Source organism: Cellulomonas sp. (genome assembly GCF_017744555.1).
Lineage (GTDB): Bacteria > Actinomycetota > Actinomycetes > Actinomycetales > Cellulomonadaceae > Cellulomonas.
Genome location: NZ_JAGIBD010000012.1, coordinates 31,620 through 44,971 on the forward strand (window position 1 = coordinate 31,620; position 13,352 = coordinate 44,971).

General features: G+C 74.8%; 11 protein-coding genes. 3 read left to right on the forward strand and 8 right to left on the reverse strand.

From position 1 onward, the window contains the following. Positions 1 to 2: 2 nt before the first annotated feature. Genes J7523_RS09760 through J7523_RS09770 form a run of 3 tightly spaced genes read right to left on the reverse strand, consistent with a single transcriptional unit; the run spans position 3 to position 3,635 of the window. On the reverse strand, positions 3 to 914 hold the full coding sequence (locus tag J7523_RS09760; protein WP_291885557.1) for a MaoC/PaaZ C-terminal domain-containing protein: 912 nt from the start codon (positions 912 to 914) through the stop codon (positions 3 to 5). Between the two features lie 14 nt (positions 915 to 928). Beyond that, complete coding sequence (locus tag J7523_RS09765; protein ID WP_291885560.1) at positions 929 to 2,284, reverse strand: 3-oxoacyl-ACP reductase; 1,356 nt, start codon at positions 2,282 to 2,284, stop codon at positions 929 to 931. Between the two features lie 4 nt (positions 2,285 to 2,288). Then, positions 2,289 to 3,635, reverse strand: a complete 1,347-nt coding sequence (locus tag J7523_RS09770; RefSeq protein ID WP_291885563.1) for an acetyl-CoA C-acetyltransferase — start codon at positions 3,633 to 3,635, stop codon at positions 2,289 to 2,291. 90 nt (positions 3,636 to 3,725) lie between these two features. Between J7523_RS09770 and J7523_RS09775 the strand changes: the two genes are divergently transcribed. Together J7523_RS09775 and J7523_RS09780 are read left to right on the forward strand one after the other, a co-directional pair. Beyond that, a complete protein-coding gene (locus tag J7523_RS09775; RefSeq protein WP_291885564.1) occupies positions 3,726 to 4,646 on the forward strand; it encodes a TetR/AcrR family transcriptional regulator in 921 nt (306 codons plus the stop codon). Then, positions 4,643 to 6,721: an acyl-CoA dehydrogenase gene (locus tag J7523_RS09780; protein ID WP_291885567.1), complete on the forward strand. Its 2,079-nt coding sequence runs from the start codon at positions 4,643 to 4,645 to the stop codon at positions 6,719 to 6,721. The genes J7523_RS09775 and J7523_RS09780 overlap by 4 nt, the downstream gene beginning before the upstream one ends. Positions 6,722 to 6,821: 100 nt before the next feature. Here J7523_RS09780 and J7523_RS09785 read toward each other — a convergent pair whose 3' ends face one another. The 5 genes from J7523_RS09785 to J7523_RS09805 form a co-directional block, all read right to left on the reverse strand. Then, positions 6,822 to 7,130: a zf-TFIIB domain-containing protein gene (locus tag J7523_RS09785; protein ID WP_291885570.1), complete on the reverse strand. Its 309-nt coding sequence runs from the start codon at positions 7,128 to 7,130 to the stop codon at positions 6,822 to 6,824. A gap of 74 nt (positions 7,131 to 7,204) precedes the next feature. Then, positions 7,205 to 7,840: a dihydrofolate reductase family protein gene (locus tag J7523_RS09790; protein ID WP_291885572.1), complete on the reverse strand. Its 636-nt coding sequence runs from the start codon at positions 7,838 to 7,840 to the stop codon at positions 7,205 to 7,207. Positions 7,841 to 7,899: 59 nt separating this feature from the next. Beyond that, positions 7,900 to 8,655, reverse strand: a complete 756-nt coding sequence (locus tag J7523_RS09795) for an SDR family NAD(P)-dependent oxidoreductase (protein WP_291885575.1) — start codon at positions 8,653 to 8,655, stop codon at positions 7,900 to 7,902. Positions 8,656 to 8,746: 91 nt separating this feature from the next. Next, on the reverse strand, positions 8,747 to 9,547 hold the full coding sequence (locus J7523_RS09800) for a DUF2599 domain-containing protein (protein WP_291885577.1): 801 nt from the start codon (positions 9,545 to 9,547) through the stop codon (positions 8,747 to 8,749). 44 nt (positions 9,548 to 9,591) lie between these two features. Further along, a complete protein-coding gene (locus tag J7523_RS09805; RefSeq protein ID WP_291885579.1) occupies positions 9,592 to 10,731 on the reverse strand; it encodes a hypothetical protein in 1,140 nt (379 codons plus the stop codon). 225 nt (positions 10,732 to 10,956) lie between these two features. Here J7523_RS09805 and purL point away from each other — a divergent pair, with 225 nt between their 5' ends. Further along, positions 10,957 to 13,323 carry a phosphoribosylformylglycinamidine synthase subunit PurL gene (gene purL, locus J7523_RS09810; RefSeq protein ID WP_291885582.1) on the forward strand — a complete coding sequence of 789 codons (2,367 nt, stop codon included), beginning with the start codon at positions 10,957 to 10,959 and terminating at the stop codon, positions 13,321 to 13,323. Positions 13,324 to 13,352: the final 29 nt, after the last annotated feature.

Sequence of the window (13,352 nt, forward strand, 5' to 3'; positions counted from 1 at the left end):
CGTCAGCCGCCGTACGGCACCACGGTGCCGGTGAGGTACGGCTTGCCCGAGCGGGCGTCCCACCCGGCGAACGTGAAGCCGTCGGCGTCGTCGTGCGCGACACGCACGGTGACGGTCCCGGGGAGCAGGACGGGCTTCGCGAAGTCGACGGACCACACGAACGCGTCGCCGCGGGCGGCGCCCACGTCGGCGAGGGCCCGGGCGGCGGTGTACATGCCGTGCGCGATGGCGCGCGGGAAGCCGAGGGCCTTCGCGGACAGCGCGGTCAGGTGGATGGGGTTGCGGTCGCCGGACACGGCGGCGTAGCGGCGACCCGTGTCGGCGGCGAGACGCCAGCGTCCGGTCGGCGTGGGCGGCACGAACTCGTCTCGGTCCTCGTCGGGAGCGGCACCGTCGACCCCGAGCCGGACGCCCCGAGCCAGGTAGGTGGAGACGCCTCGCCACACCAGCGAGGGGCCGACGCGCACCTCGGTCACGAGGTCCACCTGCGTCCCGCTCCGGTGCGCGCGCAGCCCTTCGGCCCAGGCCCGGACGTCGAGCGCGTCGTGCAGGAGGACGGGCGCACGCTGCTCGACCCGGTTGCTCAGGTGCACGAGCCCGGCGAGCGGCAGCGGGAAGTCGGTGCGCGCCATGAGGGCGGTCGCCACGGGGAACGCGAGCACGTGCACGAACCCGGCGGGCAGCCGGTCGGACGCGGGCTCGCCGAGCAGGTGCTGGTACTCGGTCAGCCGCGACGCGTCCGCGCGCACACCGTCCACGGCGTACACGACGGGCGGAAGCGCGGACGGCGCACGGCCGAGGCGGCGCGCGACGGCCAGCCGCCCGGACGCCCCGGCCCCGCGGGCGTAGACCCCCGCGAGCCCGGGGACGTCCGGCAGGACGACGGTCGAGGTCACGGCATCAGCGGGCGCCATGGGCTCACCGGACGTCACTGGCCCACCATGTTCTGCCCGCAGACCCGCAGCACGCGCCCGACGACGCCGCCGGCGGCGGGTGACGCGAGGAACGCGACGGTCTCGGCGACGTCGACGGGCAGCCCGCCCTGCTGGAGCGAGTTGAGCCGCCGGGCGACCTGCCGCGTGAGGGCCGGGATCCGGGCCGTCATGTCGGTCTCGATGAACCCGGGGGCCACCGCGTTGGCGGTGCCGCCGAACGCGGTGAGCAGGGGAGCCGTCGCACGGACCATGCCGATGACGCCACCCTTCGACGCCGCGTAGTTCGTCTGCCCGCGGTTCCCCGCGATGCCCGACGTCGACGCGAGCGACACGATCCGCGGCGCGTCGGTGAAGTCGCCGGACGTCAGGAGCGCCTCGTTGATCTTCAGCTGCGAGGCGATGTTGACCGCGAGCACGGAGTCCCACTTGTCGGGCGTCATGTTGGCGAGCAGCTTGTCGCGCGTGATGCCGGCGTTGTGGACCACGATGTCGAGCCGCCCGTGCCGCTGCAGCGCGTGCTCGAGGATCCGGGCGCCCGCGTCGTCGGCGGTGACGTCGAGCTGCAGCGCGGTGCCGCGCACGCGGTTGGCGACGGCCGCGAGCTGTTCGCCGGCAGCGGGCACGTCCACCGCCACGACGGTCGCGCCGTCGCGCGCGAGCGTGTCGGCGATCGACGCGCCAATGCCTCGGGCGGCCCCGGTGACGACCGCGACCCGCCCGGCGAGCGGCCGGTCCCAGTCCTCGGGCAGCGACCCGGCCGACGAGTCGACCGCGAGCAGCTGCCCGTCGACGAACGCGGACCGCGCCGACAGGAAGAACCGCAGCGCGCCGACGACCGACGGGGCGTCGACCGGCACGTCGCCCCCGAGCACGATCCCGTTGCCGGTCGCTCCGCCGCGCAGCTCCTTGGCGAGCGACCGCAGCAGCCCGTCGACCCCCTGACGAGCGGCGGCCACGGCGGGTGCGTCGTCGGCCGTGGCCTCGCGCGACACCGTGACCACGCGACCGCCGCGCGCGAGCTTCTTGAGCACGGCAGCGGCGGCGAGCACGTGCTCGCCGAGCGCGGTCGGGTGCACGACCTCGGTGAGGACGAGCACGACGGCGGCGTACCGGGTCTCCGGCACGGCGTGCCGGTGCACGTCGAGGTCCCAGCCGGTGCCCGGCCCGCCGGACAGCAGTGCGGCGACCGCGTCCGCGTCGGCACCCGGCCCGAGCACGAGCGCAGGCCCGTCGAGCAGCGGCTGCCCCGCGCGGAACCGGCGCAGGGGAGCAGGCTGGGGCAGCCCGAGCTGCTGCGCGAGCTTCTTCGTGACCCCGCTGTTGACGAGGGTGAGGTACGTGTCGGTCATGGGGTCAGGCCGCCTCGAGGATCGCGGTGAGGCCCAGCCCGCCGGCTGCGCACACGGACACGAGCGCCCGCGGGGTGCCGCCCTCGGCGGCCTTCCGGCGGTGCAGCTCCTTGCTGATGGTCGCGACGATCCGTCCGCCCGTCGCGGCGAACGGGTGCCCCGCCGCGAGCGACGACCCGTGCACGTTGAGCCGCGCCCGGTCGACCTTCCCGAACGCCCCCGACAGCCCGAGCCGCTCGCGGCCGAACTCCTCGGACTCCCACGCGGCGAGCGTCGTGAGCACGGTCGACGCGAACGCCTCGTGGATCTCGACGTACTCGAAGTCGTCGAGCGTGAGCCCGTTGCGGGCGAGCAGCCGCGGCACGGCGAACGCGGGGGCCATGAGCAGCCCGTCGACGCCGTGCACGAAGTCGACGGCCCCTGCTTCGGCGTCGACGACGACCGCGAGCGGCGTGAGGTCGTGCGCGGCGGCCCACTCGTCGGACCCGAGCAGCACGGTCGACGCGCCGTCGGTGAGCGGCGTCGAGTTCCCGGCCGTCATCGTGGCGGGCGTGTCGAGCGACAGGCCGAACGCGGGCTTGAGCTTGGCGAGCTTCTCCATCGACGTGTCCGCGCGCAGGTTCGCGTCGCGGACCAGCCCGCGGAACGGCGTGACGAGGTCGTCGAAGAACCCGGCGTCCCATGCGGCGGCGAGCCGCTGGTGGCTGAGCAGCGCGACCTCGTCCTGCGCCTCGCGCGTGATGCCCCACTGCGCGGTGGTGAGCGCCTGGTGCTCGCCCATGGACAGGCCCGTGCGGGGCTCGTCGGTCCGCGGGGCGGCCGGCGCGAGGTCCTTGGGGCGGATCCGGGCGGCGGCGGCGAGCTTCTGCCCGGTCGTCTTGGCGTGCGACAGGTCGAGCAGCACCCGGCGCAGGCGGTCGGAGACGGCGATCGGCGCGTCGGACGTCGAGTCGACCCCGCCGGCGATCGCGGACTCGAGCTGGCCGAGGCGGATCTTGTTCGTCAGCGAGATGACCGTCTCGAGCCCGGTCGCGCACGCCTGCTGCAGGTCGTACGCGGGCGTCTCGGGGGACAGGGCCGAGCCGAGCACCGACTCGCGCGTGAGGTTGAAGTCCCGGCTGTGCTTGAGCACGGCGCCGGCGGCCACCTCGCCGATGCGCTCGCCCTGCAGGCCGTACCGGGCGACGAGCCCGTCGAGCGCGGCCGTGAGCATGTCCTGGTTGCTCGCGTGGGCGTACGCGCCTCCGGCGCGTGCGAACGGGATCCGGTTGCCGCCGAGCACCAGGGCGCGACGCGCGCCGGTAGCAGCGGCGGCTGCGCCGGTGTGGGACTTCGGGGTGGAGGCTGCCATCAGGCGTTCCTCTCGCATCGTCAGTGATGGAAGGGACGTAAGTCCCGGGTGTTGTGTCCAGGACCGACAGTACCTGATACCTTCGGTCTCGTGAGCCCTGTCACACCGGGCCCGGCGACGACGCCGGCCCTCACCCTGCTGAGCAGCGACGCCCCGGCCCCCGGTCGGGGCGCTCGACCGAACCCCCCGCGCGCGGCGCCACCGACCGACCAGTTCGCCGTCGACGGCCGCTCCACCCGCTGGGCCGACCACCGCGAGGCCCGCCGCGCGGAGCTCGTCCGGATCGCCCGCCGCACCGTCCACCACCAGGGCGCCGACGTCTCCATGGAGGAGATCGCCGCCGCCGCGGGCACGTCGAAGTCGATCGTCTACCGGTACTTCGCCGACAAGACTGGCCTGCAGATCGCCGTCGCCGAAGCCGTCGTGCTGCAGATCCAGGGCGCCCTCGAGGGCGTGCTGCGGGTCGCGCCCACGCCGCGCGACGGCCTGCGGGCGATGGTCGCCGTCTACCTCGAGATGATCGAGTCCTCGCCGAACGTGTACGCGTTCGTCACCCGCAACGGCTCGGTCGAGTCCGGCGGGCCGCTGGGCCACTTCCTCGACTCCGTCACCGCGCTCGTCGCGGCGCCGTTCGCACGCGGGCTCACGGAGGACGCGGGCGACGGTCGCCGCACCGCTCGCCGTCCGGAGGCCGAGGCCGACGAGGACGACGAGACCGCGCTGCGCGCCCGCGTGGCCCTCGCCGAGTCCTGGGCCGCCGGCGCCGTCGGGTTCGTGCGGGGCGCCGGCGAGTGGTGGCTGGCCCACCGCGACGAACCCGGCAGCCCCGACCGCGAGACCATCACCGCCCAGGTCGCCGCCTGGCTCTGGGCCGGCCCCGTGGGCCTGCTCGCCCGCGACCGCGGCCGTGCGCACCCAGAGGACCCGACCGCAGCCGACCACACCTCGCTGGACCTGTCGCACCCGCTCGCCGACGCACTCCCGGCCGATCCCACGCAGGAGAACCGATGACCACCACCGCACCTCGTACGCCGTCCGCGGTCGAGCCCACCGACCTCGACGCCGAGCTCGCCGGCGTCGACGTCGAGCACCTGCAGCACGTCCTGCTCGGCCACTACCCGGAGCTGCGGCTCGCGGCCCGCCGGCTGATGAGCGACGAGCGGTTCCACCAGGTCCCCGGGCAGACGCTCGCGGAGCACCGGGAGCGCGTGCTCGGCCAGCTGCGGCTGCTCGCGGCCGAGGGCGACGTGCACCGGTCGTTCCCGGTGAAGTTCGGCGGTGCCGAGGACCACGGCGGCTTCCTCGCCCGGTTCGAGGAGCTCACGCACGCCGACCCGTCGCTGCAGATCAAGTCGGGCGTGCAGTGGGGGCTGTTCGCGTCGGCGATCTACCACCTGGGCACCGAGCGCAACCACGACGAGTTCCTCGCCGACGCGCTGTCGATCGCGGTGCCGGGCGCGTTCGCGATGACGGAGACGGGCCACGGCTCGGACGTCGCCGCGATCGGCACGACCGCGACGTACGACCCGCAGACGCAGGAGATCGTGGTCCACACGCCGTTCCGGGCCGCGTGGAAGGACTACCTCGGCAACGCGGGCGTGCACGGCACCGCGGCGGTCGTGTTCGCGCGGCTCATCACGGCGCCTCCCGGCGGCAAGCCCGTCGACCACGGCGTGCACGCGGTGTACGTGCCGATCCGCGATCCGCAGACCATGGAGTTCCTGCCGGGCGTCGGCGGCGAGGACGACGGGCTCAAGGGCGGGCTCAACGGCATCGACAACGGGCGGCTGTGGTTCGACCACGTGCGCGTGCCGCGGACCAACCTGCTCAACCGGTACGGCGACATCGCGGAGGACGGCACGTACTCGTCGCCCATCGCGAGCCCGGGCCGTCGGTTCTTCACGATGCTCGGCACGCTCGTGCAGGGCCGCGTCTCGCTCGACGGCGCGGCGGTCACCGCGTCGCGGCTCGGCCTGACGATCGCGATCACGTACGGCAACCAGCGCCGCCAGTTCGCGTCGGCCTCGCCGACCGAGGAGGTCGTGCTCCTCGACTACGCCGAGCACCAGCGCCGCCTGCTGCCGCTGCTCGCCGAGACGTACGCCGCCGGGTTCGCGCACGAGGACCTGCTGGCTGCGTTCGACGACGTGTTCAGCGGCCGCAACGACACCCCTGAGACCCGCGAGGACCTCGAGACGCTCGCGGCGGCGCTCAAGCCGGCGTCGACCTGGCACGCGCTGCGGACGCTGCAGACGTGCCGCGAGGCCTGCGGCGGCGCCGGGTTCCTCGCCGAGAACCGGCTCACGGGCCTGCGGGCCGACATGGACGTGTACGCGACGTTCGAGGGCGACAACACCGTGCTGCTGCAGCTCGTCGGCAAGCGGCTGCTCACCGACTACGGCAAGTCGTTCAAGCACCTCGACGCCGTCAAGGTCGCCCGCCTCGTCGCCGAGCGGGCCGCCGACGCCGCCCGGTTCCGCACGCCGCTGCACCGCGCCGTCCAGACGATCGCCGACGTGGGCGACGCGCGCCGCTCGGCCGGCCAGCTGCGCGAGACCGCCACGCAGCGCGCGCTGCTCGTCGACCGCGTCGAGACGATGGTCGCCGAGATCGCACAGGCCCTGCGGCCGGCCCAGAAGGCCGACCCCGCGACCGCCGCGTCGCTGTTCAACCAGCACCAGCACGAGCTCGTCGAGGCGGCCCGCGCGCACGCCGAGCTCGTCCAGTGGGAGTCGTTCACGGCGGCGCTCGAGCGCGTCACCGACCCGGGCACCCGCCAGGTGCTCACGTGGGTGCGGGACCTGTTCGGCCTGACGCTCGTCGAGCGGCACCTCGCGTGGTACCTCGTCAACGGTCGCCTGTCGGCCGGGCGGGCGCGGACCGTGACGTCGTACATCGACCGGCTGCTCGTCAGGCTGCGACCGCACGCGCAGGACCTCGTCGACGCGTTCGGCTACGGCCAGGAGCACCTGCGGGCGCCGATCGCGTCCGGTGCCGAGGCCGAGCGGCAGGACGAGGCCCGCGCCTACCTCAAGGCGCAGCGGGCGTCCGGCGACGCCCCGGTGCCGGAGAAGCACGTGCGCTGACCCGGCGCACGACGGCGCGCACCACGAGGCGCGACACGACGACGCCCGCCCCGGAGACCTCCCGGCGGCGGGCGTCGTCGTGCTGCCGGGCAACGGCGCGTCAGAAGTCGAACAGGTCGCCCAGCCACGACTCCTTCTTCTTGCGACGCGGGTCCGACCCGCGGGAGCGGTCGTCGTACCGGCTGTCGTACGAGCGCCGGTCGTCGTAGCCGCGCCGGTCGTCGTCGTAGCGCCGGTCGTCCTGCGGGCGCGCCGCGGGGGCGGGAGCAGCCGGCGCGGCGGCGCGGTCGAGGATCTTGTCCAGCTCGCCGCGGTCGAGCCAGATGCCGCGGCACGTCGGGCAGTAGTCGATCTCCACGCCCTGTCGCTCGGACATGACGAGCTCGGCCTGGTCCACGGGGCATCGCATGGGGTGTCCTCCGGTCGGTGGTCGGTCGTGTGGGGTGAACGACCGGTGCGACCGGGAAGTTGCAGCGCGACCCGTCAGACGCCGCGGTCCGGCTGGGTCATGTCGCCGGTGGCCGGGTCGGCGCCCGTCGGGCCGTAGCGCAGCATGACGGCGCCCGACGGCCCCGCGACGGGCGGCTCGAGCAGCGTGAGGCCGGACGCGCGGGCACCGTCGGGGAACACCTTCTTCCCCTGCCCGAGCACCACCGGGTACATCCACAGCGTCAGCACGTCGAACACGCGCTCGGCGAGCAACGTCTGGCACAGGTCCACGCTGCCGATGACGTGGATGCTCTCGTGCCGGTCCTTGAGCGCCCGCACCTCGGCGACGAGGTCGGGTCCGAGCTGCGTGCTGCCGGCCCAGGGGAGGTCGGGCGTCCCGCGGCTCGCGACGTACTTCGGCACGGCGTTGAGGCGCAGCGCGACGGTCGCGTCCTCGCCCTGCTCCTGCTGCGGCCAGTACGACGCGAAGATGTCGTACGTCCGGCGGCCGAGCAGCAGCGCGTCCATCTGCTCGATGCCGGCGACGACCTTGCGGTCGACGACGTCGTCCCACAGCGGCGCCTGCCACCCGCCGAACGGGAAGCCGCCCGCGGTGTCCTCCTCCGGGCCGCCGGGCGCCTGCGCGACGCCGTCGAGCGTGACGAACAGGTCGATGTGCAGACGTCCCACGGCGTGCTCCTTCGCTCCGGGTGGATCCTGTCGACGCTAGCGGTCGACGCGACCGAGGGTCACGCCTTCGGGCCGCCCGCGACGTAGAGCACCTGGCCGGACACGTACCCGGCACCCTCCGAGCAGAAGAACGCGACGGTGGCGGCGACGTCGTCGGGCGTCCCGGCGCGACGGGCGGGCACGTCGCGCGCGGCGGCCGCGAAGTACTCCTCGGCCGTGATGCCGAGCCGCGCGGCCGCCGCCCGGGTCATCTCGGTGTCGACGACGCCCGGAGCGACCGCGTTGGCGGTCACGCCGAACGGCCCCAGCTCGATCGCGAGCGTCTTGGTGAACCCCTGCATCCCGGCCTTCGCGGCCGCGTAGTTCGCCTGGCCGCGGTTGCCGAGCGCCGACGTGCTCGACAGGTTGACGATCCGTCCCCACCGGGCGGCGACCATGTGCTGCTGCACGGCCCGGCTCACGAGGAACGCGCCGCGCAGGTGCACCGACAGCACCGCGTCCCAGTCGTCCGTCGTCATCTTGAACAGCAGGTTGTCGCGCAGGATCCCGGCGTTGTTGACGAGCACGGTCGGCGCCCCGAGCTCGTCGACGACCCGGCCGACCGCGTCGCGCACGGCGTTCTCGTCGGCGACGTCCGCCCCGACCGCGATCGCGCTGCCGCCGTCCGCGACGATCGCGTCGGCGGTGCCCCGGGCGTCGGCCTCGTGCAGGTCGAGCACCGCGACCCGGAGGCCGTCGGCGGCGAGCCGGCGGGCGGTCGCGGCGCCGATACCGCGGGCGGCGCCCGTCACGAGTGCGGTGCGGGGGTCGGTCACGGTCGGTCCTCTCGTCGTCGAGCGTGGGTCGCAGCGTCGGGATCAGCTCAGCCTCGGGCCAGCGTCGCAGCGTCGGCCCGCGGCCGCAGCGTCAGGGGTTGCAGCGCGCCGCGAGCATGTCGAGCGGGCCGACGTCCGGCCGCCACGGCTCGAGGTTCCACGTCGCCTTGTCGGGTGCGCCGAGCTCGTGGCACGCGAGCTGCGCCTGCATCGTCGGCGTCCCCGCCTCGGGCTCGAGCGACACGAGCTGCTCGCGCACGGCCGCCTCGGCAGCCAGGCCGCCGGCGCGCGCCCACGCGCTCGGCGTGACCGCGAGGGACCTGCCGCCCTCTCGCTCACCCCAGTCGGCGTCCTCGACGGCGACGGTCGCGACCCACAGCTCCACCCCGGTCGCGCCGGGATCCGGGACGACGAGCGCGGCCACCTCGTCGTCGACCGGCTGCAGCCGCCCGCCGGTGGGCGTGACCCCGGCGAGCAGCGTGCCCGCGGCGTCGCGCACCACGGCGGTGCCGTCGGACAGCACGTCCCACACGGCGCCCTCGGGGGCGGCGACCACGGCGACGGTCCTGTCCTGCGGCGGCACGGCCGGGAACGTCGCACGGACCGAGCCGTCGTCCTGCGGGACCGGGATCACCGTGCCGGGCGGCGTCGCGCGGACCGTGAGCGTCACGGCTTCGGACGTCACGGGCGTGCCGTCGCGCCGGACGGCCGCCGCGGAGTCGTCGGGCGCGGGCGCGGGCGACGGCGTCGGCGACGGCGTGACCGTGGACGCCCGGGGCGTGGTCGGTGCGGGGTCCGGGGCTGCCTCCGAGCACGCGGCGAGCAACGCCACCAGCAGCGCGGACACGGGGGCGACGAGCCACCCACGGGTGCGCAGGGGCGGTCGCGGCATGCGGCCGACGGTACCGGGAACGGCGGCCCGCCCGGCTGCCGGAGCTACGCCGACGCGGTCGCGGGCACGTCGGCGTCGGGCGTGGGCGGTGCCTCGACGGCCGTGGCCGGGGCAGCCCGGTTGACGAGCCGCAGCACGAGCCAGCCGACGAGCCCGACGATCCACCCGTACATCAGCCCCCAGCCCGACGCCTGCCACGCGGACGAGCCGATGTAGAGCGACAGCACCCCGAACGGGTCGCCCATGTCCGCACCCTGCAGATGGGTGCCCGCCTCCGCCGCCGCGACGGCCGTCGCGACCATGCCGCCGACCACGGACGCCCACCACGCCGCGAGCACGACGAGGCCGCCTCCGCGCGCCGGCACCGTCCCGCGCGCAGCGAGCACGACCGCCGCGGCGACGACGACCCCGAGCAGCCCGGCACCGAGCACGTACGCCCGGACGTAGGGCGCACCGAACCAGGCGAGGTCCGGACCGGCGCTGTTCGGGAGCAGGGCGAGCGCCCACTGCGTGACCTGCCAGCGGGCTTCGGTCCGCGTGCCGACCTCGGTCATCACGCGCTCGAGGAGCCAGCCCGACGTCGCCCACCCCGCGGACGCGACGAGGCCGGCGACGACGGCGGCGGCCACGGCGCTCGGGCGGACGTCCCCCCGTCGGGCCACGCCGCCACGCCGGAGTGCGAGCAGCACCACGACCCCGACGACCCAGCCCCACACGACACCCCACGTCGCTCCCTGGGAGACGACCCACCGCCACGTGACGACGGCGCCGAGCTGTGCCCCGACCTGCGTGGTGGTCACGGCGGCCCCGGCGACGCCCGCGAGGCAGGCGGCGAGCCAGCCGGACAGCACCACGGCGCTCGCGGACACGGTGCCGCGGCGGGCCGCCCGGGCGATGCCCGCGGTGACCAGCGCACCGACGACGGCGACGACCAGGGTCGACACGGCGACCGGGCCGGGTCGCGGCCCCAGCGGCATCGGCAGGAGGGCGGCGGTGAGACGGGCCGCGACGCGGACCGGGACGAGCCCCTCCGAGTACGCCCACAGCAGGCCCGCGGACAGGAGCCACGCACCGGCGGCGGCGAGCGCCCCGAGCGCGGCGACCGACCAGGTGCCGAGCGGCGGTGGCGGGACGACGTCCCGCGTCGTGGGGGGCGTCGGCACGGTGGTCGGGTCGTCGGGCATGCGGGCGACCGTAGCAACGGCCGGGGACACCCCGTGGCCGGTTCGTCGCCTTCGTCACCAGGTCGTCACCGACCCGTGACACGGTCGTGCCGGAGCGTGCGCCGCCCCGCGGACAGCACCCCGACCCCGTCCGGCACGCCGGTACCCTGGTCCACGTCTGCCGACCCGCGCGCGGACCAGGAGCGGCCTGCCGGCCCCCGGTCCCTGCCCCCACCGAGGGAATCGATGACCACCGCTGCACCGCGCACCGCCCCCCAGACCGACACCGTCGAGCACGCCGCCGCGACGCCCGACCAGGAGCAGCCGTTCGCCGAGCTGGGGCTCAAGCCCGACGAGTACCAGCGCATCCGCGACATCCTCGGCCGTCGCCCCACCGCCGCCGAGCTCGCCATGTACTCGGTGATGTGGTCCGAGCACTGCTCGTACAAGTCGAGCAAGACGCACCTGCGCCAGTTCGGCGACAAGACGACCGACGCGATGAAGGAGCACCTGCTCGTCGGGATCGGCGAGAACGCGGGCGTCGTCGACATCGGCGACGGCTGGGCGGTGACGTTCAAGGTCGAGTCGCACAACCACCCGTCCTACGTCGAGCCCTACCAGGGCGCGGCGACGGGCGTCGGCGGCATCGTGCGCGACATCATCTCGATGGGTGCCCGCCCGGTCGCGGTCATGGACCAGCTGCGGTTCGGCGCGGTCGACCACCCCGACACGGCTCGGGTCGTGCACGGCGTGGTCAGCGGGGTCGGCGGCTACGGCAACAGCCTCGGCCTGCCGAACATCGGCGGCGAGCTCGTGTTCGACGCGTCGTACCAGGGCAACCCGCTCGTCAACGCGCTGTGCCTCGGGGTGCTGCGGCACGAGGACATCCACCTGGCCAACGCGTCCGGCACGGGCAACAAGATCGTGCTGTTCGGTGCCCGCACGGGCGGCGACGGCATCGGTGGCGCGAGCATCCTGGCGAGCGAGACGTTCGACGACACCAAGCCGTCGAAGCGCCCGTCCGTGCAGGTCGGCGACCCGTTCATGGAGAAGGTGCTCATCGAGTGCTGCCTCGAGCTGTACGCGGCACAGGTCGTCGAGGGCATCCAGGACCTGGGCGCGGCGGGCATCAGCTGCGCGACGAGCGAGCTCGCGTCGAACGGCGACGGCGGCATGCACGTCGACCTCGAGAACGTGCTGCTGCGCGACCCCACCCTGACGGCCGGCGAGATCCTCATGTCGGAGTCGCAGGAGCGCATGATGGCGGTCGTCGCGCCGGACAAGCTCGACGAGTTCCTGGCGATCACCACCAAGTGGGACGTCGAGACAGCCGTGATCGGCGAGGTCACCGGCACGGGCCGCCTCACGATCGACCACCACGGCAGCCGCATCGTCGACGTCGACCCGAAGACGGTCGCGCACGAGGGCCCGGTCTACGACCGCCCGTACGCGCGCCCGGCGTGGCAGGACGGCCTCAACGCCGACACGGCGGCGGGCCTGGCGCGGCCCGGCACGCCGGACGAGATCCGCGCGACGGTCCTGGCGCTCCTGGCCAGCCCGAACCTGGCCGACAAGTCGTGGGTGACGAACCAGTACGACCGCTTCGTGCAGGGCAACACCGCGCTCGCGCAGCCCGACGACGGCGGCGTCGTCCGTGTCGACGAGCAGACCGGGCTGGGCGTCGCGCTCGCGACGGACGCGAACGGCCGCTACGGCAAGCTCGACCCGTACACGGGTGCGCAGCTCGCGCTCGCGGAGGCGTACCGGAACGTGGCGACGACGGGCGCGCGCCCGCTCGCGGTCACGGACTGCCTCAACTTCGGCAGCCCCGAGCACCCCGACTCGATGTGGCAGCTCGTGGAGGCCATCCGCGGACTCGCCGACGCGTGCCAGGAGCTCGAGGTCCCGGTCACGGGCGGCAATGTGTCGCTCTACAACGGCACGGGCGAGCCCGGCAAGATCGACTCCGCGATCCACCCGACCCCGGTGGTCGGCGTGCTCGGCGTGCTCGACGACGTCGCGTCCGCGACCCGGTCGGGCTGGTCCGCCCCGGGCCAGGCCGTGTACCTGCTCGGCACGACGCGCGCCGAGCTCGACGGGTCGGCGTGGGCGGACGTCGTGCACCACCACCTCGGCGGCCTGCCGCCGCAGGTCGACCTCGCGGCCGAGCGTCGTCTGGCGACCGTCCTGCAGCGGGCGAGCCGCGACGGCCTCGTCGACGCCGCGCACGACCTGTCCGAGGGCGGCCTCGCGCAGGCCCTCGTCGAGTCGAGCCTGCGCTACGGCGTGGGCGCGCAGGTGTCGCTCGACGCGCTGTGCGAGCGCGACGGCGTGACGCCGTTCGAGGCCCTGTTCTCCGAGTCCACGGCCCGCGCGCTCGTCGCCGTGCCGCGCTCGGAGGAGGTCCGGTTCGCGGACCTGTGCACCGCCCGCGGTGTGCCTGTGCTGCGCCTCGGTGAGACGGCCGAGTCGTGCACGCCGGGTGCCGGCGCGCCGGTCGACGACGCCGACCACGAGCACGGTCCCGCGGTCGAGGTCGCGGGCCTGTTCACGCTGCCGCTGACGGAGGCCCGTGCCGCGTGGGAGGACACCCTGCCCCGCTGGTTCGCCTGATCACGAGGTGAGAGACGCGCCGGGCGGGG